General features: G+C 69.2%; 25 protein-coding genes. 16 read left to right on the top strand and 9 right to left on the bottom strand.

The window, feature by feature from the left end; translation table 11 throughout:
- Positions 1-39 precede the first annotated feature (39 nt).
- The 4 genes from DEU37_RS04560 to DEU37_RS04545 all read left to right on the top strand — a co-directional run bounded on the left by DEU37_RS04560 (position 40) and on the right by DEU37_RS04545 (position 5,056).
- On the top strand, positions 40-1,431 hold the full coding sequence (locus DEU37_RS04560) for an NAD(P)/FAD-dependent oxidoreductase (RefSeq protein WP_121189428.1): 1,392 nt from the start codon (positions 40-42) through the stop codon (positions 1,429-1,431).
- Positions 1,428-2,303 (top strand): SDR family oxidoreductase, encoded by an 876-nt coding sequence (locus DEU37_RS04555; protein WP_121189427.1) that lies wholly within the window; start codon positions 1,428-1,430, stop codon positions 2,301-2,303. The genes DEU37_RS04560 and DEU37_RS04555 overlap by 4 nt, the downstream gene beginning before the upstream one ends.
- Entirely contained in the window at positions 2,300-3,712 is a 1,413-nt protein-coding gene (locus tag DEU37_RS04550) for an aldehyde dehydrogenase family protein (RefSeq protein WP_121189426.1), read from the top strand. Before DEU37_RS04555 ends, DEU37_RS04550 begins: the two co-directional genes overlap by 4 nt.
- An 87-nt stretch (positions 3,713-3,799) precedes the next feature.
- Complete coding sequence (locus tag DEU37_RS04545) at positions 3,800-5,056, top strand: APC family permease (RefSeq protein ID WP_121189425.1); 1,257 nt, start codon at positions 3,800-3,802, stop codon at positions 5,054-5,056.
- 108 nt (positions 5,057-5,164) lie between these two features.
- Here DEU37_RS04545 and DEU37_RS04540 read toward each other — a convergent pair whose 3' ends face one another.
- Complete coding sequence (locus DEU37_RS04540) at positions 5,165-5,968, bottom strand: hypothetical protein (RefSeq protein WP_121189424.1); 804 nt, start codon at positions 5,966-5,968, stop codon at positions 5,165-5,167.
- Between the two features lie 482 nt (positions 5,969-6,450).
- On the opposite strand from DEU37_RS04540, the gene DEU37_RS04535 reads away from it, so the two are divergent.
- The 3 genes from DEU37_RS04535 to DEU37_RS04525 all read left to right on the top strand — a co-directional run bounded on the left by DEU37_RS04535 (position 6,451) and on the right by DEU37_RS04525 (position 8,283).
- On the top strand, positions 6,451-6,654 hold the full coding sequence (locus DEU37_RS04535) for a cold-shock protein (RefSeq protein ID WP_036283106.1): 204 nt from the start codon (positions 6,451-6,453) through the stop codon (positions 6,652-6,654).
- A gap of 113 nt (positions 6,655-6,767) precedes the next feature.
- Complete coding sequence (locus tag DEU37_RS04530) at positions 6,768-7,415, top strand: hypothetical protein (RefSeq protein WP_147424849.1); 648 nt, start codon at positions 6,768-6,770, stop codon at positions 7,413-7,415.
- A 40-nt stretch (positions 7,416-7,455) separates the two neighbouring features.
- Entirely contained in the window at positions 7,456-8,283 is an 828-nt protein-coding gene (locus DEU37_RS04525; protein WP_121189422.1) for a GyrI-like domain-containing protein, read from the top strand.
- Here DEU37_RS04525 and DEU37_RS04520 read toward each other — a convergent pair.
- Positions 8,265-8,918 carry a TetR/AcrR family transcriptional regulator gene (locus tag DEU37_RS04520; protein ID WP_220699815.1) on the bottom strand — a complete coding sequence of 218 codons (654 nt, stop codon included), beginning with the start codon at positions 8,916-8,918 and terminating at the stop codon, positions 8,265-8,267. The two genes, DEU37_RS04525 and DEU37_RS04520, sit on opposite strands and share 19 nt — an antisense overlap.
- Before the next feature lie 42 nt (positions 8,919-8,960).
- On the opposite strand from DEU37_RS04520, the gene DEU37_RS04515 reads away from it, so the two are divergent.
- Positions 8,961-9,506, top strand: a complete 546-nt coding sequence (locus DEU37_RS04515) for a GNAT family N-acetyltransferase (RefSeq protein ID WP_121189421.1) — start codon at positions 8,961-8,963, stop codon at positions 9,504-9,506.
- A gap of 35 nt (positions 9,507-9,541) precedes the next feature.
- Here DEU37_RS04515 and DEU37_RS04510 read toward each other — a convergent pair whose 3' ends face one another.
- Complete coding sequence (locus DEU37_RS04510; RefSeq protein ID WP_121189420.1) at positions 9,542-10,450, bottom strand: LysR family transcriptional regulator; 909 nt, start codon at positions 10,448-10,450, stop codon at positions 9,542-9,544.
- A 267-nt stretch (positions 10,451-10,717) separates the two neighbouring features.
- Between DEU37_RS04510 and DEU37_RS04505 the strand changes: the two genes are divergently transcribed.
- From DEU37_RS04505 to DEU37_RS04490, 4 genes are read left to right on the top strand one after another with little or no spacing between them, the layout of a single operon-like run.
- A complete protein-coding gene (locus DEU37_RS04505; RefSeq protein WP_220699814.1) occupies positions 10,718-13,192 on the top strand; it encodes a CoA transferase in 2,475 nt (824 codons plus the stop codon).
- A 36-nt stretch (positions 13,193-13,228) separates the two neighbouring features.
- A complete protein-coding gene (locus tag DEU37_RS04500) occupies positions 13,229-14,083 on the top strand; it encodes an enoyl-CoA hydratase-related protein (protein ID WP_121189419.1) in 855 nt (284 codons plus the stop codon).
- 2 nt (positions 14,084-14,085) lie between these two features.
- Positions 14,086-15,243, top strand: a complete 1,158-nt coding sequence (locus DEU37_RS04495; protein WP_121189418.1) for a thiolase family protein — start codon at positions 14,086-14,088, stop codon at positions 15,241-15,243.
- Between the two features lie 29 nt (positions 15,244-15,272).
- A complete protein-coding gene (locus DEU37_RS04490) occupies positions 15,273-15,674 on the top strand; it encodes a Zn-ribbon domain-containing OB-fold protein (RefSeq protein ID WP_121189417.1) in 402 nt (133 codons plus the stop codon).
- A 153-nt stretch (positions 15,675-15,827) separates the two neighbouring features.
- On the opposite strand, the gene DEU37_RS04485 is transcribed toward DEU37_RS04490, so the two are convergent.
- Positions 15,828-16,277 carry an SRPBCC family protein gene (locus DEU37_RS04485; protein WP_121189416.1) on the bottom strand — a complete coding sequence of 150 codons (450 nt, stop codon included), beginning with the start codon at positions 16,275-16,277 and terminating at the stop codon, positions 15,828-15,830.
- Between the two features lie 26 nt (positions 16,278-16,303).
- The gene (locus DEU37_RS04480) at positions 16,304-16,696 is read right to left on the bottom strand and encodes a VOC family protein (RefSeq protein WP_121189415.1); all 393 of its coding nucleotides are present in this window, start codon (positions 16,694-16,696) and stop codon (positions 16,304-16,306) included.
- Positions 16,697-16,798: 102 nt separating this feature from the next.
- Between DEU37_RS04480 and DEU37_RS04475 the strand changes: the two genes are divergently transcribed.
- The 3 genes from DEU37_RS04475 to DEU37_RS04465 all read left to right on the top strand — a co-directional run bounded on the left by DEU37_RS04475 (position 16,799) and on the right by DEU37_RS04465 (position 19,041).
- Positions 16,799-17,536 (top strand): GNAT family N-acetyltransferase, encoded by a 738-nt coding sequence (locus tag DEU37_RS04475; RefSeq protein WP_121189640.1) that lies wholly within the window; start codon positions 16,799-16,801, stop codon positions 17,534-17,536.
- A 124-nt stretch (positions 17,537-17,660) separates the two neighbouring features.
- A complete protein-coding gene (locus tag DEU37_RS04470; RefSeq protein ID WP_259457134.1) occupies positions 17,661-18,434 on the top strand; it encodes a hypothetical protein in 774 nt (257 codons plus the stop codon).
- Between the two features lie 43 nt (positions 18,435-18,477).
- Complete coding sequence (locus tag DEU37_RS04465; protein WP_121189414.1) at positions 18,478-19,041, top strand: AAA family ATPase; 564 nt, start codon at positions 18,478-18,480, stop codon at positions 19,039-19,041.
- Here the strand turns inward: DEU37_RS04465 and DEU37_RS04460 are convergent.
- From DEU37_RS04460 to DEU37_RS04445, 4 genes are all read right to left on the bottom strand, one after another.
- Positions 19,038-19,991, bottom strand: coding sequence for a Dyp-type peroxidase (locus tag DEU37_RS04460; RefSeq protein ID WP_121189413.1), 954 nt, complete (start codon positions 19,989-19,991; stop codon positions 19,038-19,040). The two genes, DEU37_RS04465 and DEU37_RS04460, sit on opposite strands and share 4 nt — an antisense overlap.
- A 232-nt stretch (positions 19,992-20,223) precedes the next feature.
- The gene (locus DEU37_RS04455; protein WP_121189412.1) at positions 20,224-20,535 is read right to left on the bottom strand and encodes a hypothetical protein; all 312 of its coding nucleotides are present in this window, start codon (positions 20,533-20,535) and stop codon (positions 20,224-20,226) included.
- Positions 20,536-20,642: 107 nt separating this feature from the next.
- Positions 20,643-21,263 carry a GTP cyclohydrolase II RibA gene (gene ribA, locus DEU37_RS04450; protein ID WP_121189411.1) on the bottom strand — a complete coding sequence of 207 codons (621 nt, stop codon included), beginning with the start codon at positions 21,261-21,263 and terminating at the stop codon, positions 20,643-20,645.
- Positions 21,260-21,838, bottom strand: a complete 579-nt coding sequence (locus DEU37_RS04445) for a DUF4231 domain-containing protein (RefSeq protein ID WP_121189410.1) — start codon at positions 21,836-21,838, stop codon at positions 21,260-21,262. Before DEU37_RS04445 ends, ribA begins: the two co-directional genes overlap by 4 nt.
- Positions 21,839-22,174: 336 nt before the next feature.
- Between DEU37_RS04445 and DEU37_RS04440 the strand changes: the two genes are divergently transcribed.
- Positions 22,175-23,059, top strand: a complete 885-nt coding sequence (locus DEU37_RS04440) for a toll/interleukin-1 receptor domain-containing protein (RefSeq protein WP_183043572.1) — start codon at positions 22,175-22,177, stop codon at positions 23,057-23,059.
- Position 23,060 lies beyond the last annotated feature (1 nt).

Here is a 23,060-nt window from a genome sequence, read left to right as displayed (position 1 = left end):
GCCGTACCGTGAGGTCCTCACCCGCACAAAGGAGCGCTGATGAACACGTCGCCCACTGCCGTCCGACCTGTCGACACCACGGTCTGCGTCATCGGCGCCGGCCCCGCCGGACTCGCCGTCGCTCGCGCACTCAGCGAGAAGGGCATCGACTACACGCACCTCGAACGCCACACGCAAGCCGGAGGTCTGTGGGACATCGAGAACCCGGGCACCCCGATGTACGAGTCGGCGCATTTCATCTCCAGCCGCACCGTGTCGGGCTTCTCCGGCTTCCCCATGCCCGACGACTACCCCGACTACCCCGGTCACGCGCAGATCCTCGCCTACCTGCGATCGTTCGCCGACGCCTACGGGCTCACTCCCCGCATCCGCTTCGGCTCGACCGTCAGCGCGATCGACGCGGTCCCCTCTTCGGCGGCGGAAGCCCCGCGCTGGCGCGTCACCCTCGACGACGGCACCACGACCGAGCACGAGCGCGTCATCGTCTGCACCGGCAGCCAGTGGCATCCGTTCGTTCCGGAGATCCCGGGCTCGTACACCGGTGAGGTGCGCCACAGCCTCGAGTACCGTTCACCGTCGGAGTTCGCCGGCAAGCGCGTGCTGATCGTCGGCGGGGGCAACTCGGCCTGCGACATCGCGTGCGACGCGGCGCGCTCGGCGCAGCGCGCCGCGATCAGCATGCGTCGCGGGTACTGGTTCATCCCGAAGCACGTGTTCGGGATGCCCTCCGACATCGTCGGCGGCAAGGGGTCGTTCCTGCCCAAGCCGGTGGAGCGGGCGATTCTGCAGCCGGTGCTCAAGCTGCTGACGGGAGATCCCACCCGGCTCGGCCTGCAGAAGCCCGACCACAAGCTGTTCGAGACCCACCCGGTGCTCAACTCGCAGCTGTTCCATTACCTGCAGCACGGCGACATCGTCGCGCGTCCCGGCATCCGCCGCGCCGACGAGCTCTCGGTGGAGTTCACCGACGGCACGCGGGAGGAGTTCGACGTCATCCTCATGGCGACCGGGTACCGGCACCGCGTGCCGGTGGCCCAGCGCTACTTCGGTGACGAACAGCACCCCGATCTGTACCTCAACTGCGTCTCCCGAGACCACGCCGGGCTCTACGGCGTCGGCTTCATCGAGACGAACAGCGGCGCATACGGACTGTTCGACCAGCAGGCGCACCTGCTGGCGTCGTTTATCGCGGGTAGCCGCACGGGGGATGCCGCAGCGTCCGAGTTCGAGCGTCTGCGCATCGCCGACACCCCTGATCTGTCCGGCGGTCTGCACTTCGACTCCTCGCCGCGCCATCGCGGCTACGTCGACGCCGACGCGTACGTCAAGTACGTGAAGAAGCTGGCCCGCCGCCTCGGCTGGGCCCTCGAAGGCGAGGCTCCGGATGCCGCGCGCCGCCGGACCGCGCGGGCAGCGGAGGTCGCGGCGTGAGCTTCGACTACCGCGACAAGGTCATCGTCGTCACGGGCGGCGCCGGGGGCATCGCCCGCGCCTTCGCCGGCGAGGCCGCGCACCGCGGCGCGGCGCTCGCTCTCGTCGACATCCGCGCCGCAGCAGCCGAACGTGCCGCCGCCGCGCTGCCCGGTCGGGGCCATCGGGGCTTCGCCGGCGATCTCACCGACGACGACCAGGTGGAGCGTGTGCTCGGCGAGATCGGAGAGGCCTACGGCCGCATCGATGTGCTCATCAACAACGTCGGCATGACGAGCGCGGAACGCTTCGACGCCCGGTCGGTGGCGAGCATCCGACTCGAGACGGAGGTGAACCTCCTGTCACCCTTGGTGCTGACGCGCCTGGCGCTGCCGTTGTTGCACCGCTCGCGCGACCCGCGCGTGATCACGACCGTCTCACTCGGGGGCATCTTCCCCCTGGGTGAGACCCCGATCTACACGGCGTCGAAGTTCGGGCTGCGCGGCGCGATGCTCTCGATCGGGCTCGACCTGCGCCAGAAGGGGATCATCGCCGGCTCCGTGCTGCCGTCGGCGACCGACACGCGCATGCTGCGGCAGGAGGCGATCGACGGCGGCAACTCGCTGCAGTTCCAAGACCCGCCCCAGCCGCCCCGGGCGGTCGCCCGCGCGATGATGCGCATGCTCGACCGGCCGCGACTGGAGATCTACCCGAAGCCGTCGGAGTCGGTGCTGATCCGCCTCGCCATGCTCGTCCCCAACGCCTTGCCGCAGCTGATGCGCGGTTTCCGCCGTCGCGGCGAGCGGGGCATGGCCCGCTACCTCGCCCAGCTGGAGCGCGACGGTCACGTCGTCCGCGACGGCGACGACCTCGTTCTGAAGGAGACCGCATGACCTCCCCCACCCTCATCCTCCGCTCCCCCGCCGACGGCACCGTCCTCGGCGAGACGGCGGTCACCTCGGCCGCAGAGGTGCATGCCGCGGCCCGTCGCGCCGACGACGTCTTCCGCTCTCGCGTGTGGGCGGGACGAACGCCCCGGGAGCGCGCCGCGGTGCTGCTGCGCCTGGCCGATCTGATGGTGCGCGATGCCGAGACGCTCGCCCGCTTGGACTGCGAGGACGCCGGCAAGCCGATCACCGAGTGCCGCGAGAACGACGTGCCGTCGGCGATCGAGTCCATCCGCTGGTTCGCCGAAGCCGTCGACAAGCAGTACGGCACGACGACGGCATCCGGACCCGACGTGCTCGCCTTCACCGAACGCGAGCCGTTCGGCGTGGTCGCGGCCATCCTCCCCTGGAACTACCCCCTCGCGATGGCCGCGTGGAAGGTGGGCCCGGCGCTCGCGGCCGGCAACAGCCTCATCCTCAAGCCCGCCGACGCGACGCCGCGGTCGGTGCAGCATCTCGCCGCCCTCGCGGCCGAGGCGGGACTTCCCGACGGGGTCCTGCAGGTGCTGCCCGGCGACGGGCCGACGACCGGGGCGGCGCTGGCCGACGACCCGATCATCGGCGCCCTGTCGTTCACGGGGTCCACGGCGACCGGACGGTCGATTCTCGCCGCCGCCGCGGCGAGCAATCTGAAGCGGGTGAGCCTGGAGATGGGCGGCAAGAGTCCGCAGATTCTGATGGATGACGCTCTGTCCTTCGGCGACGAGCTGATCGAGGGGATGGTCGAGTCGGCGTTCCTCACCTCCGGACAGAACTGCACGGCGGGCTCGCGCATCCTCGTCCACCGCTCGATCCACGACGAGGTGGTGGCGCGGTTCGCCGCCGCAGCTGACGCCCTGCGCGTCGGGCATCCCGCCGACCCCGCGACGCAGCTCGGCCCCGTGCTCACCGCGGCCGCGGCCAGGCGGATGACGGATGCCGTGGCGCAGGCGCTCCGCGAGGGGGCGACGGTCGTGACGGGAGGCGGTGAGATCGATGTCGTGCCCGGTGGCCACTATGTCGCGCCGACGGTGGTGACCGGCGTGGCGCCCGGGTCGGACATCACCCGCCAGGAACTGTTCGGACCGATCGTCACGGTGCAGGCGTTCGATACGCGCGACGAGGCGATCGCTCTGGCCAACGACATCCCTTACGGTCTCGCGGCCTCGGTGTGGACGACGCGGCTGGACGACGCGCTGGCGCTGGCCCGCGGCGTGGAGGCCGGACTGGTCTCGGTCGGAGCGTACAGCGAAGGCGACCTGGCGATGCCCTTCGGCGGGTGGAAGCAGTCGGGCTTCGGAGGGGTGGAGAAATCGCTCCGCGCGTTCGAGCAGTGGACGCGCGAGAAGAGCGTTTGGATTCGCCACCGGCCCTGAGCTCGAGCCTTGGCTCGTTCACCGGCGGGTTCGGCGTGCGCACTACAATCGCGGCGTGATTCCTCCGCGCACGTCGTCCCGGGCCCGATGAGCGCCCCCGCGGCATTGGCCCGTCGCCTGGGCCTCGTCGATGCGATCGCGATCGGTCTGGGCTCGATGATCGGCGCGGGCGTGTTCGCCGCGTTCGCGCCCGCTGCGGCGGCGGCCGGCTCGGGCCTGTTGATCGGCCTGGCCCTTGCGGCGGTGGTGGCCTACGCCAATGCGACGTCGTCGGCGCAGCTCGCCGCGCAGTTTCCGACGTCCGGGGGCACGTACGTCTACGGCCGCGAGATGATCGGCCCGTGGTCGGGGTTCTTCGCCGGCTGGTCGTTCGTCATCGGCAAGACGGCCAGCTGCGCGGCGATGGCGTTGACGTTCGCCTCGTATGCCGCCCCCGCGGGATGGGAGAAGCCCGTCGCCGTCATGGCGGTCCTGGTGCTCGCGGCGGTCAACACGGTCGGGGTCACCCGCACGGCGGCTCTCACCAAGGTGATCGTGGTGGTCGTCTTGGCGGTGCTCGCGCTCGTGGTCGTGGCCGCCTCGGCATCCAGCGCCGGCTCCGCCGACAACCTCGTGATCGATCCCGGCCCCCACGGCTGGTACGGCGTGCTGCAGTCGGCCGGGCTGCTGTTCTTCGCCTTCGCGGGGTACGCCCGCATCGCCACGATGGGCGAGGAAGTGCGCGATCCCCGCCGGACGATCCCCCGCGCGATCGTCATCGCACTGAGCCTGGCCCTGCTCGTCTACGTCGCCATCGCCCTCGTGTCGCTCGCCACCCTCGGCCCCGAGCGCCTCGCCGCCTCGTCGGCACCGCTGGCCGAGGTGGCGGCGGCGGGCGGGTGGACCTGGACCGCGCCGGTCGTGCGTGTCGGGGCGGCGGCGGCATCCCTGGGGGCCCTTCTGGCTCTCGTCGCCGGCATCGGGCGCACGAGCCTGGCGATGGCCCGCACGGGAGACCTGCCGCAGTGGCTCTCGGCGGTGCACCCGCGCTACGCCGTTCCGCACCGCGCGGAGCTGGTGCTCGCCGCCGTGGTCAGTCTTCTGATCGTGGCGACCGACCTGCGATCCGCGATCGGGTTCTCGTCGTTCGGCGTGCTGCTGTACTACCTGGTCGCCAACATCGCCGCGTTCCGACAGGATGCCGCGGCCCGCCGTTTTCCGCGGGCGCTGCAGATCGTCGGCATGATCGGCTGCGTCGTGCTGGTGGCGACCCTGCCCTGGCCGTCGATCGTCGGCGGCGTGGTGGTCGCGTGCGTCGGCGTCGGCTACCGGGCGCTGCGGCTGCGGCGGGGAATGCACCCCTGACCGGCTCGACACCGCCGCGCACCAATGCGGCTCACACGAGCGACGTCGACCAGGCGACCTCGATGCCGTTCTCGCTCCCTCTTCCGCCGCGCGCGCCGTCCGCGGCGTTCACGGCTGCGGCGTGGCGATGCTCACCGGCATCCCCCAACCCGAGAAGTGCTGCGTGCTCGTCGTCTGCGTGCCGGCCACCGACACGGTGGCCTGGACACCGGCGGGCACGTGCCCGGACGTCAACCACAGCGTCATCTCCTGCACGTCGGCGCCGACGGCGCTGAAGGGCGCGTCGGCCTGCACCCGCCAGGCGCGCACCTGCGTGCCGTCGGGCAGGTCGACGAGATCCTGATCCTTCTGCACGGTCCACGACGGCGCCGACGCGATCAGGGATGCCGTGGCCGACGGGTCGGCGAACGCCCGGTAGGCCTGCCCGATCGTGCCCGCCAGCATCTTCTTCGGATCGGAGCTGGTCGCGTCTCCCTGCACCCAGGCTCCGTCGATCGTGACCCACGACGCGTCGGGGGTGAGCACGAACGACGTCGTGCCGTCGCTGCTGGTGACCGTTCCGGACAGCGCCGGAGCGTCACCGAAGACGAAGTCCGCCGTCCCCGTCGTGCCGTCGGATGCCGAGAACGTCTCGTGCCCGCTGCCGGCGGCCTTCGAGAACGCCACGACGCACGCGGCGAGGTCGGCGCCGGTGACAGCGGCGTCCGCCGTGAGGTCGACGGCGTCGCAGACGGTCGGGGCGGCGATGGGTGCGGCGCCGGCCGCCGCGGACGCAGAGGCGGTGGCGGTCGTCAGCGCGGCGGCATCGGATGAGGAGCCGGCAGGGTTCGGGGTCCCCGCGGAGCAGGAGCTCAGCGCAAGGGCGCAGGCGAAAACACCGAGGGTCAACACAAGAGGAAGGGGCCGTCGCATGCTTCGACCCTACGACAGACGTCCAGCGTACCCACGGGCAGATGGTGCTAAGCTCAGTCGTCCCGCATTTCGGGCACGGGTCCGTCCCACCCCTCTCGACGCCGAGAGCTCACCACTCGGACCACCACCTTCTACCCGCGGCATCTTCTCGCCGCCTGCGCATCCTGTGGCGGTGCGCACAGAAACGATTGATGATTCTCCTCACCTCGCACGAGGTCACCTGGCGCCAGGCCGATCACGACGTGTACGTCGCGACGGCGCTCGGCGAGTACGCCGGGTTCGTCCATGAGACGGATGCCGGGGCGCGCGCCTGCGGCGCCCAGGGGCAAGACCTCGGCATCCACCTCGACGTGGACGCCGCGCGCGCAGCCGTCACCGCAGCGCTCGCAGCCCCCACCTCGACCCACACACGTCCGCATCGCATTCGTCGACGCGGCACACCCGGTCGCTCCGGCGGCCCGAAAAACAGAAGGAAAGACACGATGGCCACTGGCACCGTGAAATGGTTCAACTCCGAGAAGGGCTACGGCTTCATCGCGCCGGACGACGGCTCCGCCGACCTGTTCGCGCACTTCTCCGCAATCGTCAGCGACGGCTTCAAGGAGCTGCGCGAAGACCAGAAGGTCGAATTCGACGCCGAGCGTGGCCCCAAGGGCATGCAGGCTGCGAACATCCGCGCCCTCTGATCCAGAGTCACGAAAGAGCCCGTCCCGACTGCTGTCGAGGCGGGCTCTTTCCTGCATTCCGCCCTGCCACATGTACCCCAGGTGCGCCGAACGGGCCACGTTAGGCTGACGGCGTGGCCTTCGAACCGACTCCCACCCAGGACGATCCACGAGGCAGACGGCCCGGGGTGAACGTGCTCGTTCTGATCGTCGCCATCGTCGTGGCGGTTCCGCTCGCACTCGCCGCGTGGATCGGCGGCATCCTGCTGACGAAGAACGCCGGCATCGAGATGTCACCGAACCAAGTGTTCGCGTGGCTGATGGCAGCGTTCACGGGACTCGTGCTGTGGCCGATCCTGCGCCGCCGCGCCTACCTCGAATTCTGGCGTGCGGAACACGGCGGCATCCCCCCGAAAGTCGCAGCCACGACGGCGGATGCCGCGGTCCGGACCATCGTGATGGCCGCAGGCGCGGTCGCGTTGATCGCGATCTGCGGCCCGCAGGACATCGTGTCGGCGCTCTCCGCCTTCTGGGGCACCGTCGCTCCCGGGGGCAGATCGTCGACCGCGGTCCTGCAGCTGTCCGCCCTGGTGCTGGTCGTCGTCCTGATGGTGCCGGCGCTACTGGTCACCGGCCGCTCACTCCGCCGCGCATCACGGGACGATCCCGCCTATCTCGGGTTGCAGCTTCGCCAGAACTGGTACTCGTCGGCCGCGCTGGCCTGGGTGGGGTCGCTGGTCATCGGCATCCTCGTGGGATGGTTGATTCTCACGAGGCTGTGAGCTTGACTCTCACACCGTGTCAGGCGCCACGATGGCGTACATGACCGAGACCACGGATCTCATGACGATCGGACAGTTCAGCTCGCTGAGCCGACTGTCCGTGCGCATGCTGCGCCACTACGACCTCCACGGAGTTCTCGTTCCCGCGCACGTCGAGCCCGCGAGCGGGTATCGGCGGTACGCGGCACGCCAGCTCCAGGATGCCGCCGACATCCGCAACCTGCGCGACATCGGATTCGGTGTCTCCGCTATCGGCATCCTCCTCGCCGCCCGCCACACCCCGGAGTGGACGAACGCCCTGCGCCTGCAGCGCGAGAGCCTGCTCGAGGAACAGCACGCGGCCCAGGGACGTGTCTCTCTCATCAACAGATTGCTCGAGCAAGGAGAAGCCACCATGTCCATCACCGTCAGCCGCACGACCGTCCCCGCGATGACCCTCGCGAGTCTCCGCGGCACCGTCCCCACCTACTCCGACGAGGGTCAGCTCTGGGGGCGGATGATGCCCGCGCTGAGCGCCCAGTCGATCACGCCGATCGGACCCTGCGGGGTCATCGAACACGATGATCAGTACACCGAGCGTGACGTCGACCTGTCGATCTTCGTTCCGGTCGCGCCCGGTACGCGGGTCGACGCGCCCCTCGAGATCGTCGAGCTTCCGGCGCGCGACTGCCTCGTGGCGCGCGTGGTCGGCCCGTACGACCAGATCACGGCAGCCCATGATCTGATCAACCGGCGGATCGCCGATGACGGACTGCGCGTGCGCAGCGACGACACGGTCGCCGCACGTGCGTTCAACATCTACCTGAACACGCCCGCCGAAGTCAGCGCCGACGAGCTGGTCACGGAGGTCTACGAACCGCTCGCCTGAGCCGGCGTGCTGTCGCCCGGCGGGGCACCGGCGGTGGTCGGGCCGGTGATCCCGCGGGCGATGGCGGTGTCGACGAGCTGCGCAAGTCGTTCCGGCGGGTAGGCCGCGGGATCGAGAACGGCCTGCGTCGCAAGACCCAACATCGCCGCGTGCAGCAGCTCGGCGACCGCGTCCGCGTCGCCGTCGACATCCGCGTTTTGCGGGCGCGCACTGAGGGCGGCCGCGACGAGCCCCGCGAGCTTGTCGCGACTGTCGCGATAGCGCCGAGCATGGGCCCTCGCGCGCCCCGCGTCGGCGAGCGCCGGATCCCACGAACTCACCCAGATGCGCGTCGCCGACCGCGATGCCGAATCGAGCGGCAGCATGCCCAGCAGCGCCATCCGCAGCGCCGCGAGCGGTTCTTCCTGAGCGGTGGCCTCCTCCTCGGCTCGCCGCGCGGCGAGCATCTCGAGCGCGTAGTCGGCGAGCTCGCGCTTGGAGCGGAAGTAGTGCGTGACCGTGCCGGTGGTGGCATCCATCTCGGCGGCGACGACGCGCAGCGACAGCCCGACGAAGCCGTCGCGGTCGAGCACGCGCCACACCGCCTCGGCCACCTCGGCCTGACGGTCGAGGCGCGAGCGCTCGGAGGGGGGCATGGGTCTAGACTGCCGCACATAACGATCGTTACGGAAGGTGCCATGTTTCGCCGAGAGTTCACCCCCACAGCCGAGCTGCGACCGCTCGAGGTCTGGCATGCCGAGGAGTTCGCCGCACACCTGGACCGGGCGCGCGAGCACATCCGCCCGTGGGTCGGCGCCTCGTTCGTCACCGACACCGTCGACGGCGCCCGCGCCACCCTGCAGCGGTACGCGCAGAGCGCGGCCGACGACGGCGGGCGCCTCTACGGAATCTGGAGCGACGGGCAACTCGTCGGCGGAGTGATGTTCGTGAGCTTCAGCGCCCCGGCGGGCCAGTGCGAGATCGGATGCTGGCTGGAACCGGCTGCCGAGGGGCGGGGGCTGGTGACCGCGGCATCCCGGGTGCTCGTCGACTACGCCCTCCGCGAGCGCGGTCTGAACCGGGCAGAGTGGCGCTGCCGGGCCGACAACGAGCGCAGCGCCGCCGTCGCCCGCCGTCTCGGGATGACCCTCGACGGCACGCTGCGGGGCGCGTGGCTCAACGGCGGCGTCTTCCACGACAAGCAGGTGTGGGCTCTGGTGCGCGGGGATCTCGCGGTGGCATGAGCACCCACCCGATGCCCCTCTCGAAGGGCCTCTGGCTAGTGGATGTACGGGAGCTCACCCGCCGGCGGTGAGAGCTTGGCTGCGATTCGTTCGATCAGATCGCGGTGCAGCATGTCGCGGCTGCGCCACGCCAGACCGACCTGCAGGGAGATCTCGCCTGAGGCGAGTGGGTAGGTCGCCGCAGTGTTCAGATCGAAGAACGCGGCCGTAGGCAACTCGTCACTGTGCGTGATCAGCATGACTTCTCCCGTCCGCGCCATGCGTCCGCGCAGACCGACGATCTCGCGCAGATCGATCTCTTCGACCGCCTCGACACCTGCGGCGCGGATCGTATCGACGAACGCGTTCATCGCCGTCGGCTGCATCATGAGCGGCAGGGTGAGCATACGCCGGCCGGCGAGGTCCGTGAGGTGCAGCGGCCTGGCGAGATCGAGCGACGTGTCACCGTCGGCGACCGCGACGACGTAGCCGTACTGCGCCAGCGGCAGCGACGAGATGCCGAGGGCGTCGGTCGGAAGATGGACCAGCGCGAGATCGAGCTGGCCGTGTCGCAGCGCTCTGAGAAGTGAGGACGACAACTCCGACGCGTAGCCGAGCGCCCTGCCCGCGACTTCTTCACTGACCTCCGCGAGACGCTGGTTGAGGACGCGCGAGGTCCACGGTGTTCCTCCGACGCGGAAGGGGACGGAGCCTGCCGCGGAAAGCGCCTCGGCCTCGTCGGCCTGCGCGATGATCTCCACCGCCAGCGGCAGGAAGCTCTCACCGAGAGGCGTGCGCTCAAGCTGGTGATACGTGCGCTCGAACAGGTCACCGCCGAGGCGGCGCTCCAGCTCGCGGATCGTGCGGCTCAGCGGCGACGGCGTGACGTGCAACTCGTCGGCGGCGGCACTGATCGTGCCCAGACGCGACACCGCGACGAACGCCCTCACCTGCGAAAGCTCCACGGGCTCACTCTACGCATCGGCCTCGTGTCGCGACGGGTCCGATGTTCACCCCTTCAGCGTGCGCTTTCGGTCCGGTGCAACGTGCGGCTCACGCGAAGCGCAGCGGCGTCGGTGGGGGTACCGGTACCGCGCGCGCGGGGCACGCTGCGGGCGACCGGGTTTGCGCTGGGCGTGAGGCGCGGCAGTGACAAAAGTGGCAGCAAGCCGCGGCGCACCCGACGCCGCGGCGGCCATCTCGGCCGGCACACATGACACGAAGGAGTGACGATGGATGCCGTTTCCTCACCTGCGCTGGATCGCCCCCTCACCGGAATCCGCATCGTCGACGCAGTAGACGGGCCGCTGCAGACCGTCGGACGGATCCTGTCCGACCTCGGCGCCGAGGTCATCCGCATCGAGGCGCCCGGTGGATCTCCGGCGCGCCGCGAGGGCGTGTTCGTGGGCACCGACAACCTCACCTTCGGCTTGAAGAACCGGGGCAAGCGGCATGTCACCGTCGACGTGACCGGCGGTCCGGGAGCCGCCGAGTTCCTGCGTCTCGCGGCATCCTCCGATGTGGTCATCCGGGACGGATCGGCGTGGACCTGGGCGGACCGAGGTCTGTCGGCGGCGGCGATGCGCGCGGCGAACCCTCGACTCGTCGTCGTCGAGATGAGCGACTTCGGCAGCTTCGGTGACCGCTCCTCGTGGCACGCGACCCCGGACGTGCATGCGGCGTTGAGCACCGTGCTCTCCCGGTCGGGGCTGCCCGACATCGACGAGCCGCTGCTGCCGCCGGAGTTCCTGGCGTACGAGTCCGCGGCGATCCAGGCGGTGTGGGTGGTGCTGCTGGAGCTGGCGCACGTGCGCGCCAGCGGCGAGGGCGACATCGCGGACTTCTCGGTGCAGGAGGCGCTCATCCAGATTCTGGATCCGGTGTTCGGCATCGGCGGCAGCGCGCGCGCCGGGGTGCCCCTCAGCGACCTGCCGCGGGGCCGGCCCGACGCGCGGCACCTGTATCCGATCTTCCGGACGACGGACGGTTGGGTGCGCATCTGTGTGCTCGCGAAGCGTCAGTGGCAGGGCATGTTCGAGTGGCTGGGGCGGCCGGAGGCCTTCGCAGACCCGCGCTACGACAACACGCAAACGCGTTTCGCCGCCGCCGCGACGCTGTACCCGATGATCGGGTCGATGTTCGCCGGTCTCACCATGGAGGAGGCCGTCGAGCAGGGCCAGCAGCGGGGCGTTCCGACCGCGGCTCTCGCCGAGGCGGCCGACGTGCTCGCCCAGCAGGCCTTCCGCGAGAGCGGCTCGTTCGTCGACGCGCCCGACCTCGCCGCCGGCGCCGTAGCGCCCGCGGGCTGGTTCGAGATCGACGACCAGCGTGTCAGCGCTCAGCCCGTCGATACCCGACCGGTGGATGCCGCGGATTTCGCCTTCACTCCGCGCGAGAGCTCCCCCACCCTCCAGCCCGGAGCCCACGCGCGGCGCGCACCCTTCGAGGGGCTGCGCGTTCTGGACCTGGGCGTGATCGTCGTGGGCGCCGAGTTGGGGCGCCTGTTCGCCGACTACGGCGCCGAGGTCATCAAGATCGAGTCGAGTGCCTTCCCGGACGGCTCCCGTCAGACGATGGGCGGCGAGCTTATCAGCGAGGGCTCGAGCTGGGGTATGCGCAACAAGCGGAGCCTCGGACTGAACCTGCGCTCCGAGGAGGGACGGCGCCTGTTCAGCGAGCTCGTCACGGTCAGCGACGTGATCCTCACCAACTTCAAGCCCGGCACTCTCGCTTCCTTGGGCTTCGACATGCCCACGCTGCTGCGGCTGAACCCGCGCATCGTGCTGTCGGAATCGAGCGCGTTCGGCAACCACGGCCCGTGGAGTCGGCGGCTCGGCTACGGCCCGCTCGTGCGTGCGAGCGCGGGGCTGTCGACACTGTGGTCCTACCCGGGCGACGATGATGGCTACAGCGACGCCATCACGATCTTCCCCGACCACGTCGTCGCGCGCCTGAACGCCGCGGCGATCGTCGCGCTGCTGCTGCGCCGCGACCGCACGGGCCGCGGCGGCCGCGTCAGCACCGCACAGGTCGACGCGATCTTCGGGGCGATGGGCGATGCGCTGGCGGCTGCCTCGCTGCAGCCGGACGCGGCGCCGCGGGCCGAGGGCAACGACCGGGGCGGCGATGCGTTCCGCGGCGTCTTCCGCGCGGCCGGTGATGACGAATGGCTGGTCGTCGACGCGCAGGGCGACGAACGCTTCGCGGCGGTCAGCCGCACGATCGGGCGCCCCGACCTCGCGGCGGATCCGGCGTTGGCGATCGCGGCGGCCCGCTGGCAGCGCCGGGATGAGCTGCGTGCGCTGCTCGCCGCCTGGGCGCACGAGCGCAGCGGAGCGGATGCCGCGGCATCCCTCCAGGCGGCGGGCGTGCCCGCCGGGCCGATGCTCCGCCTCGACGACATCCAGACCGACCCGCATCTGCGCCTGCGGGGAGCGTTCGGCCAGCTCGCGCAGCCGCAGTTCGCGGAGCCGCTTCCCACCAACTTGGGCGAGGCGCGCACGATGACCCTCGCCGAGCCCGCGCTCGCTCCGGCGCCGCTGGCGGCGGAGAACACCCGCGCCGTGCTCGCGGACGTGCTCGATATGGCGCCGGAGGAGATCCAACGACTGTTGGATGCCGGGGACCTCGAAGAGCACCCCGCGGCACAGGCCCCGCTTCCGACCCCGACCGCGACCACGACCACGACCACGACCACGACGGCCTGAACCGTCACCACCGCGAGAACCGAAAGTGCAGAGAAGATGACCACGACCGTCGATACCATCCCCACCCTCGATCTGCCCGCCGAGCCCGTTCCTATCGGCGGCGACGGCGCCGTTCGCGCGGAGCTGCGGGGCCACGTGCTGCTCGTCACGATCGACCGGCCCGAGGCACGCAACGCCATCAACCGTGCTGCGACCATCGGCATTGGAGACGCTCTGGAGATCGCGGACGAACGCAGCGACATCTGGGTCGTCATCATCACCGGCGCCGGTGACCGGGCCTTCTGCGCCGGCGCCGATCTGAAGGCGGCGGCCGCCGGCGAGCTCGGGGCTGAGGGCGACGAGCGGCGCGCCGCGTGGGGCTTCGCTGGGTTCGTCGCGCATCACGTGTCGACACCGATCATCGCCGCCGTCAACGGCTTCGCGCTCGGCGGCGGCACCGAGATCACGCTCGCCAGCGACCTCGCCGTCGCCGCCGACAGCGCGGCCTTCGGCTTGCCCGAGGTCAGCCGCGGCATCGTCGCCGGCGCGGGAGGCGCCTTCCGCCTGCCGCGGGCGATTCCCGAGAAGGTCGCCCTGGAGGCGATCCTCACGGGCCGGCCGATCACCGCGCAGCGCGCTCTCGAGCTCGGCCTGGTCAATCGCGTGGTTCCCCTCGCCGAGCTGGTGCCGGCGGCGTTCGCGCTGGCTGACGACATCGTGCGCAACGCGCCGCTCGCCGTGCAGATGAGCAAGCGCATCGCGAAAGGCATCAGCGCAGGCGTCATCGCCGACGAGAGCGACGACTGGCGGCGCTCGAACGCCGAGGTAGCCACGATCATGTTGAGCGCGGACGCCCGTGAGGGCTTGCGCGCCTTCGCGGAAAAGCGCGCGCCCCGCTGGGAAGGAAAGTGAGCATGACCAGAACACGCACCGCCATCGCCGGTCTCGGAATGAGCGCGCTCGGCAAGGTGTACGGCTACACCGCCGCACAGTTCGCCGCGATCGCCGTCCGCAACGCCGCTGCGGACGCGGGATTGGCCCTCGGCGAGATCGACGGCCTGCTGGTGTCGGGCGGCCTCAGCGGAGGCGTCGGGCTGGACCTTCAGGTCTCGCTCGGGCTCGCCGACCTGAACCTGCTGACCGTGATGCAGGGGTACGGTTCCACGGCCGCGCAGATGGTGCAGTACGCGTCGATGGCCATCGACAGCGGAACCGCACGCACGGTTGCGATCGTCTGGGCCGACGACCCGCTGACGGCCGACCGCGGTGGGGCCGCCGCCTACGCGTCGGCCCGACTCCCGGGCGGATGGCAAGGGATGCTCGCTTCCAGCGGCATCGTCAGCGCGAACACGACCTACGCGCTGGCAGCCCGGCGGCACATGCAGCACTATGGCACGACCAACGATCACTTCGCGGCGATCGCGGTGGCCCAGCGCGAGTGGGCGAGCCTCAACCCGTTGGCGCAGTTGCGCACGCCGATCACGCGCGAGGACTACCACGCGTCACGCTGGATCAGCGAGCCGTTCCACCTGCTCGACTGCTGCCTCGTCTCCAACGGGGCGATCGCGATGATCATCACCTCGCTCGATCGCGCCCGCGAGCTGCCGCAGCCGCCCGTGGAGGTTCTGGGGTGGGCGCAGACCCACCCAGGCCGAGGCGGCATCCGCAACGACGACTTCGGTCTCGTGACGGGAGCCGCCCGGTCCGGCCCCGCCGCCCTGCGCATGGCCGATACGACCCTGGACGAGATCGACGTCGTCGAAGTCTACGACTGCTACACCTACACCGCCCTCGTCACGCTGGAGGACTACGGGTTCGTGCCGAAGGGTGAGGGCGGACCCGCCCTGGCCGAAGACGGCATGCTCGGCGTCGGCGGCCGACTCAAGGTCAACACCGGGGGCGGCGAGCTGTCGTCGTACTACCTCTGGGGCATGACACCGCTGTCGGAAGCCGTCATCCAGGCGCGCGGGCAGGCGGGCGAACGCCAGGTCGAGAAGCACGATCGGATTCTCGTCTCGGGCAACGGCGGCACCCTCGATCACCACGCGACCCTCGTGCTCGGCACGGTCTGAACTCGGCACGGTCCGAAAAGGAGGATGACATGGCCATGATTCCGGTACGTCGCGACGCGGCGACTGCGGCGTTCTTCGATGGCACCGCACGCGGGCAGTTCCTGCTGCTGCGCGACACCACCACGGGTGAACTGTGCGACCCGCACACCGAGATCGCCTTCGATCGGGAGCGCTTCGTGCCCGAACCGGCGTCCGGGCGCGGACACGTCGTCTCGTGGGCGGCGCCACACAACCGGCTGCCGGACGGTTCCACGATGCGCACGATTGTCGGCATCGTGGAGCTCGAGGAGGGCCCGTGGTGGTGGACCGAGCTGCGCGGGTTCGGTGCCGACGACAATCCGCTGGGCGAAGCGGTCGTTGTCGCCTTCGAGAAGTCCGGCGAGGGTGACAGCGACGAGGTGGTGCCGTTCTTCGTGAAGGACGCAGGCTGACGCCGGCTGAAGCATCCGCCGCCGCCGGACACGGCTCTTCGGCTGTCCCCCGGCAGCCGGCGGCTCTCATGCTCGGCGTCCTGCCTCTCTTCCTCGCGAGACGAATCACCGGCCACGAGCTCGGCCGCACCCCGTGTGACGACCCTCGCTACCTCACCCGGCAGCTGCGTCGACGAGGTGCCGGTTGCGCTCCACGATCAGCCTCCGCAGGTAGGGCGCGAGGATCAGCCGCTCGGCGAGCGCCCCGAAGACGGGCGAGGCGAGCGTGAGGGTGTCGGTCATCACCGTGCCGCCGTCGCCGTCGTCCTCGAACACGTGCTCGTGCCGGAAGGACCGGAACGGCCCGCGGGTCTGCTCGTCGACGAACCCTGCGGGCCGGTCGAGCGCCGTGATGCGCGAGGTCATCGTGAACCACACGCCGAAGTGGCGCGCCCGCCAGGTGACCGTCTCCCCCAGCCCGATCCCGCCGGCGGTCACACCCCCGATCGCGCTCTCCTCGGATGCCGACATCGACGCCAGATGCGCATCGATGTCGAGCGAGAGGTCGAAAAGTTGCTCACGAGGGACGCGTGCGCGGGTGATGACCGTGAATGAGCTCGCCATGCCTCGATCCTCGCAGCCGCACGCCGTCAGGAGCCGTCGGCGACGATCTCGGCTTTGGCGCCGGCGGAGTTCTCGAGCCAGCCGGCGTAGTGGTCCGGTCCACCCGCATGTGGATACCGATCGTGGTACAGAGGCGCCCACCCGTGTTCGGAGGCCGCCGCCATGACGGCGTCGACGCGTTCGCGGGTTCCCCCGTGGAAAGCGAGGTGGTTCACGCCGGGCGCGCGGCGATCGTGCGTCGCGCGCGAGAGGTTCGGCGAGGTGGTGAGCGTGAGATACGCCCCGCCCGCGCTCCACGACTCCCCCTCCGGCCACTCGCTCTCGCGGGCGAACCCGAGCTGCTGCAGCAACCAGCCCCACTCGAGGCGAGCCTCTGCGAGGTCGGCGACCCACAGCTCGACGTGATGGAAACCCGGCACGCGAACAGTCTTGCAGGCTTGCGCGTGCGTGGACGGCGCCTCGGCGTGGTGGCGAGGTCGCGTCGGTTTGCGTGTTCGCGCGTTGCGGCGGACAGTGGTGTGGTGCCCGATGTCTCGATCGATCTTCCCGCTCCCGACCTCTCCGACGACGCCGCTGCGCGGGACGCTGTATTGGACAACGCGGCGTGGTCGTCGCTGACGGGACCGCACGCCGCGTTCGCCATCGGCGGTGACCTCGCTCGCCGCTACCCGGACGATGTCGCGCCCTTCGTCGCCGTGCGCACGTGGGACGACCCCGCGGTCTGGGACGCTCTGCGCGAGATCGTGGATGCCGGGGAGCAGTTCGGTCTGTCGGGTTTCGACGGCGAGCTGCCGGCCGGGTGGGAGTTCGTCGGCGGCGGCGACGGCGTGCAGCTGATCGAGACGCCAGTGTTGTCGACGCGCCCGGACGAAGAAGCTGTGGAGCTCGGTGCCGACGATGTGGACGACATGCTCGCGATCGTCGCCCGCAACCAACCCGGTCCGTTCCGCCCGCGCACCCACGAGCTCGGCCGCTACATCGGCATCCACCGGGGCGGGCGTCTCGTGGCGATGGCGGGCGAGCGCCTGCATCCCGCGGGCTGGACCGAGATCAGCGCGGTCGCGGTCGATGAGGACCACCGCCGTCAGGGGTTGGCCTCGCGGCTCGTGCTGGATGTGGCCTTCCATATCCAGCAGCGCGGCGACCGGGCGCTGATGCATGCCGCGGCATCCAACACCGGCGCGATCGCCGCGTACGAACGTCTCGGCTTCGCGCTGCGTCGCCGCACACGTTTCAGCTCGGTGCGCGCGCCGCAGTAGACGCGCAGCGTTCCCTCCGCACGATGCATCCCTGGTGATCGCGACGACCAGTGGTGCGACGCGGCGAAAGACGATGTGCTCGGTGGCCTTGGTACCGGCGGACCACCGCTGATAGACATCAGAGATGACACTCTCGCGAACGACGACGCACACGACCACGGTCCTCGGCGCTCTCATCGCCGCAGCGTTCGCACTGTCGGGCTGCGCGACGACGACCGGTGCAGCACCGTCACCGAGCTCTTCTGCCGGCGACGAGGCCACAGCCACATCGACGGCGGGCGCCACCGTGACGGGGACGGGCGCGACGGGATGGCCGGGGCTGGACTTCCCCGTTCCCGCGGGCGCCCGCTCGGTGTCGATCGACTTCACGTGCGAGGGCGTCGGGCACTACGTCGTCGAGTTCGGCGATGCGATGGCGGAGAACACGTCCCCGATCAGCGGAACGTGCGGCGCGCCGGCGGCGCTCGCGTGGCCGGTGGATGCGAAGACCCAACCCTCTATCGCGGTGACGGTGGACGACGGCATCCCCTGGACGGCGACGCCGCTGTTCTCCACCAAGGAGTTCGTTCGGGATGCCGCGGTCACCGCGGACTGCGCCGCGTTCGTCGACGTGTACAGCGCGCTCATGAATGCGGATCAGGGGTACGCCCAGTACAAGGCGTTCGATGCTGCGACCTGGACGGCGCGGGTCGCCGCGGCATCATCCCAGCTCGCTGCGCTCGCAGCCGCCTCCACGTCGAGCCTGAAGGGGCCGCTCACGTCGATGTCGCACACGGTGTCGACGGCCACCGAGCCCGGCACCGCACAGGCGGGCATTGCGGATGATGTGGCGCAGATCGGCGCCGCGTGCAATGCGAACCAGACGCCGTACTTCATCAAGGCCGAGTTCGGCGGCTGAGCTGCCGGCCCGGCGGTCTCAGCTCGTCGCGTAGTGTCAGCACGTGCGCATCGTCGTCTCGGGAACCCATGCCAGCGGCAAGAGCACGCTCATCGCCGACTTTGCGCGGCGGCATCCGGAGTACCTCGTCCTCGCCGACCCGTTCGAGCTCATCGACGAGTCGGACGATCGGCCGGCCGCGGCGATGTTCGCCTCGCAGCTGCGAATCGCAGCTGGCCGGCTGATCGAGGGAGAATCGGGTGAGAACCTCATCGCCGAGCGTGGTCCGCTCGACTTCTTGGCGTATCTGCTGGCACTGGATGAGCTCGGGCGTACGGTGCTCGACCGCTCGACGCTTTCAAGCGCGGCTGACCGCACGCGAACAGCACTGGCGACGGTCGATCACCTCGTCGTGCTCCCGCTGACGGCTGCTCATCCGATCCACGTCGGCGATGACGAGGATGCCGCGCTGCGCGAGACCATGAACGACGTGCTGCTGGACCTTCTCGACGACTCTGACGTCATCCCGGCGGGCCTGACGGTGACGGAGGTCACGGGATCGCCCGCAGAGCGCCTCGCCAGGATCGAGACACTGATCGCTGAGCCGCGGAGCTCGGAGCGAGGCTAGGCGGAGTCGCCCAAGACGTCGAGGACGTCGGCCGACGGCACGAAGAACGTGGAGCCGGTGAGCGGAGTGGAGAAGTCGAGCAGTCGGTCGTGGAGTCCCGGCGGGTCGCCGATGAACATCCGCTCCAGCATCTTCTCGATCACCCAGAGCCGGCGCGAGTACCCGATGAAGTAGGTGCCGAACTGGGTGGCCGGGCTGCCGAACGGCATGTTGTCGCGGAGGATGTCGTGCTCGACACCGTCGTCGTCGACGATGGTCGCGAGGGTCTTGTGCGCCTTCTGGCCCGACTCCGCGTCGTCCAGTTCGACGCCGTCGAACTTGCGTCGCCCGATGACCGCTTCCTGCTGTTCGGCGGAAAGCGCATTCCACCGGTCAAGCGGGTGCACGTACTTCTGTACGACGACGTAGCTCCCGCCGCGTCCGGCCGGGTCTTCGTCGCCCACGAGAGTGGACTCGGGCAGGTCGAGGCCCACCGGGTTGGCCGTGCCATCGATGAACCCCAGCAGGTCGCGGATGTCGAAGTAGCGGAAGCCCTCGGTCTCGTCGACGACGACAGCGCTCGAGCCCAGCGCGTCGAGCAACAGCCTCTCGAACTCGAAACACAGGTCGCGGCGGTTCGCGCGAATGTGGAAAAGCAGGTCACCCGGGGTGCTCGGAGCGCGATGCACCGCACCTTCGACGGGGCGGAAGGCGTGGAGCTCCGCCGGCATCGGGCGCCCGGTGAGCGCCGGCCAGACGCGCGCGCCGATGCCGACCGTGCACGCGAGGGCGGCGTCGAGATCGCGGATGCCGACGGTCTTGAGCAGTCCCGAGAGGTCGGCCAGCGCTGAGCGCGCGGTGGCGATCGCGTCGGCATCGTCGCCCACTGTCACGACCAGGAAGACCGCCGACGTCGTCAACGGAGCATCGACACTCTGAGGCGAAATGGGCACACGGCGGCTATCACTCACGAGACCGAACCTAGCGTCGGAGCGGCGGCGCAGGGTGGTGCGGTCTGGGCCACCCACGTCGTCGCGGCGACGCGAGCCGAGTGAGGCCCTCCAGGTTTGTACCCCTCCCCGTGCGCCACCTGCTCGTAGGCTGAGCCGATGGACCCACAGGCGCTGTCTGAATTGGCCTGACCTTCTTTCCGTTCTTCAAGCAAGGATTGTGATGCCTCAGGACTTCGGTGACGAATGTGCTTCAGGAGATCGGTGACGCTTGGTGTGTCGGGACTTCGGTGACGGTCGTAGTCGTCGGGGTTTTTCGGGGGCCGCGGGGGTGTCCGTTACTGACGTAGCGGATGCCGGGTTCGGGCCAGGGGTGTTCGATGAGGAGTTCGCCGGTGTTGACGCTGTAGAAGGCGATCGTCGCCTTGTCGCGGACGATGGTGACGAGCGTTCCGGCGGTCTGGAACTTCACGCCCTTGACCTTGATCCCGCCGCTGACGGTGATGCGGCGAGTGTTCTCCGGAAGCAGTGCCCCGGCTGCCGCGACGGGTGATGACGACGGCAACCAATCGTTCCGGTAAACCGGGTCATGGCCCAAACCGTCCGGGAACCGGGTTCAGGCGACGCGGAGGGGCGGCACGTTGGCCATCGTGCCGGGACAGCAGGATCTGTCTACAAGCCCTCAGGCATCAGCACAGCGTCCAAGAGATGGCCCATCTTCGCGCGCTTCGTATCCAGGTAGCGCCACGAGTCGGGCGTGGGGGCGATCTGGAGTTCAACCCGATCGACTCGGATCCCCGTAGCCTCGAGCCCATCCACCTTCTTCGGATTGTTGGTCAACAGGCGCAGCTGGTCGACCCCGAGATCGTGCAGGACCATGGCGACACGACTATAGTCGCGGGGATCAACCCTCACCCCAAGTCGCTTGTAGGCGTCGTGAGTGTCGAGTCCTTCGCTGTCACCGAGAGAAAGACCACGGACTTTGGTGAGGAGACCGGCGCCTCGACCGTCGCAGATCATGTACACGACGTAGCCACCTCGGGCGAAGACCGCTTCCAGGCTGGCGTGCAACTGCTCGTGACAGTCGCAGTCCGTGCTCCGGAAGATTTCAGCTGTGTAGCACGCGCTCTGTACCCGTACGAGCGGATCACCCACTGTCGAGTCAGCCGGAGGGACTTCGATGCATAGGACGTTGTCCTCTTCATGAGGTCCGAAGCTATAGACATGTAGTGTCCCGAGGCCATAGTGGCTCTTGAAGTCGCATGACGCGTGTTCGAAGGTCTCACTCATCATGCGCTCTGGCCCCGCACGGTTGAACCGGCGGACGCGAGTTCGGACCGGCTCGGAATCAGACCCTCCCACTCCATCTGCAGATCGATTTCGAGCTGGGCAACGTTCGATGCGAGCAGCCGGTCCCGCTTTCGCCCATCGTAGGGTCGAGCGTTGAAGCGATACTTCTTGGCTTCCGCTTGAACGAGCCGTTGGTAACGCCGATAAAGGACCCACCGTTCATGGGGGCGCTCGAGTCCATTTAGAGCAACCAGCAACGCGGATATCGCCGCGAGCACACTCGGCGCGAACTTTCCCCACCAAAAATCACTTCCTGAAAGGCCGATCAGGACCGGGATTGCCGCCGTGGTGACCGTCATGGCGATCGTCATGGCGCGCGCGCGGCGCTTATTCCCGTCCGCCTTGTGTCCGATGGACGCAGCAACGGCCGCGCACTCCTCCTCTGCGGTCCGAGGTCGCGTGGGCGCCGCGAGGTCGCCAGATTTGTTCGTTGAGTGCACATTCGAAATCATCGCATCCTCCGCGCCGATGTCGTCGCGGGCCTCGTCCACCGTGGTTATGCGCTTGTCCCCGTCCACTGGCTGCGATGCCGTTCTCGGGGTATCAACGTAGTAGTCTCACGAATCGGCTCTGATGCCTGCGTCATTGTCCTTACTCCGTTTGCGGCGCCACTCATAATGGACCTTCGCCCGCTCAACATCGATTCCCTTCTTCGACGGCCGACGGGCCGCGCCCTGACCACGGCTCATCATCGCGCCACGCACTGTTGGCGACCAGTGGTTGTGACTCGGACAAGTAGACGCACATCGTTCTCAGTCCGCCGACCGCATCGTGGATCGGTTTCACGGTCGGCTCGCTCGCGGCTCGAGCCGGTGCTGGGACCCTCGGTGGGCTGGTCCCGCTACTCTGAGCTCGTGAAGATCTTCATCAGCTGGTCAGGCAGGCGAAGCAAACAGCTGGCTGAAGCGCTCAAGGGTTGGCTACCGAAAGTGATTCAATCTGTCGAGTGCTTCTACTCTGACGACGGCATCCGCGCTGGTCAGCGCTGGAACAACGAAATCAACACCGAGCTGGAAGCGACCGACTTCGGGATTCTGTGTGTAACGCCCGGGAACGTCGGATCACCTTGGTTGAACTTCGAGGCAGGCGCCCTCGCGAAACGAGTAACGAGCGACAGCCGGGTCGTCCCGGTGACTCTAGGGTTTGAACCCAGCAAGCTTGCTTCGCCGCTGAATCAGTTCAACGGCGTTGCCGCGGACGAAATCGGGATCCGGAAGCTCGTGAAGTCCATCACGGATCTCTCACCGGTATCGGTAGATGTCGACGAGTTGTTTGACGTATGGTGGCCGTCGTTGCGACCGCTCATTGATGGCATCGACAGGGCAGGCGGGGGCAGCAGTGTTCCGCGAGCCCCGACCGACCGCGAGCTCCTCCAAGAGGTTCTGGGCATAGTACAGGGCCTCGCCCGCGAGCCGCGCGGGTACTCGGCAGTCCTTCCTCCAGGCCTAGACCCGCCCTTCGTCGGTGGCGGTCGACGACATCCGTCGGGCGGCGAGGAGGCACTGGGCATGATCTTTGAGTACCTTTCGGAAGCCGTTGCGCCTGGCACGCCACGAGCAGTTCGAGAACAGAGTCTCGAGAGGGCCGAGGATCTCGGGGGTCGCCTCGACGGTCGGGTGTCCCGAGAGGTTCAGCCTGCGATAGCCGCTGCCAGACAGTTGATCAAGGCTCCCTCACGACGCGATAGCCTGACTGTCCGCGCAAGAGACGACGACCTCATCGCGGGCAACGAAGAGTGAA

It is taken from the genome of Microbacterium sp. AG790 (genome assembly GCF_003634765.1).
Classification (GTDB): Bacteria; Actinomycetota; Actinomycetes; order Actinomycetales; family Microbacteriaceae; genus Microbacterium.
This window is presented reverse-complemented; position numbering and strand designations above follow the sequence as displayed.

Bases quoted from the DNA above. Each gene is read 5' to 3' on its own strand.
- DEU37_RS04550 (WP_121189426.1), top strand. From the start codon at position 2,300: ATGACCTCCCCCACCCTCATCCTCCGCTCCCCCGCCGACGGCACCGTC.
- DEU37_RS04525 (WP_121189422.1), top strand. From the start codon at position 7,456: ATGACCGAGACCACGGATCTCATGACGATCGGACAGTTCAGCTCGCTG.
- DEU37_RS04535 (WP_036283106.1), top strand. From the start codon at position 6,451: ATGGCCACTGGCACCGTGAAATGGTTCAACTCCGAGAAGGGCTACGGC.
- ribA (WP_121189411.1), bottom strand. From the start codon at position 21,263: ATGATGAGTGAGACCTTCGAACACGCGTCATGCGACTTCAAGAGCCAC.
- DEU37_RS04545 (WP_121189425.1), top strand. From the start codon at position 3,800: ATGAGCGCCCCCGCGGCATTGGCCCGTCGCCTGGGCCTCGTCGATGCG.
- DEU37_RS04520 (WP_220699815.1), bottom strand. From the start codon at position 8,918: ATGCCCCCCTCCGAGCGCTCGCGCCTCGACCGTCAGGCCGAGGTGGCC.
- DEU37_RS04485 (WP_121189416.1), bottom strand. From the start codon at position 16,277: ATGGCGAGCTCATTCACGGTCATCACCCGCGCACGCGTCCCTCGTGAG.
- DEU37_RS04470 (WP_259457134.1), top strand. From the start codon at position 17,661: ATGACACTCTCGCGAACGACGACGCACACGACCACGGTCCTCGGCGCT.
- DEU37_RS04500 (WP_121189419.1), top strand. From the start codon at position 13,229: ATGACCACGACCGTCGATACCATCCCCACCCTCGATCTGCCCGCCGAG.
- DEU37_RS04505 (WP_220699814.1), top strand. From the start codon at position 10,718: ATGGATGCCGTTTCCTCACCTGCGCTGGATCGCCCCCTCACCGGAATC.
- DEU37_RS04515 (WP_121189421.1), top strand. From the start codon at position 8,961: ATGTTTCGCCGAGAGTTCACCCCCACAGCCGAGCTGCGACCGCTCGAG.
- DEU37_RS04560 (WP_121189428.1), top strand. From the start codon at position 40: ATGAACACGTCGCCCACTGCCGTCCGACCTGTCGACACCACGGTCTGC.
- DEU37_RS04540 (WP_121189424.1), bottom strand. From the start codon at position 5,968: ATGCGACGGCCCCTTCCTCTTGTGTTGACCCTCGGTGTTTTCGCCTGC.
- DEU37_RS04490 (WP_121189417.1), top strand. From the start codon at position 15,273: ATGGCCATGATTCCGGTACGTCGCGACGCGGCGACTGCGGCGTTCTTC.
- DEU37_RS04495 (WP_121189418.1), top strand. From the start codon at position 14,086: ATGACCAGAACACGCACCGCCATCGCCGGTCTCGGAATGAGCGCGCTC.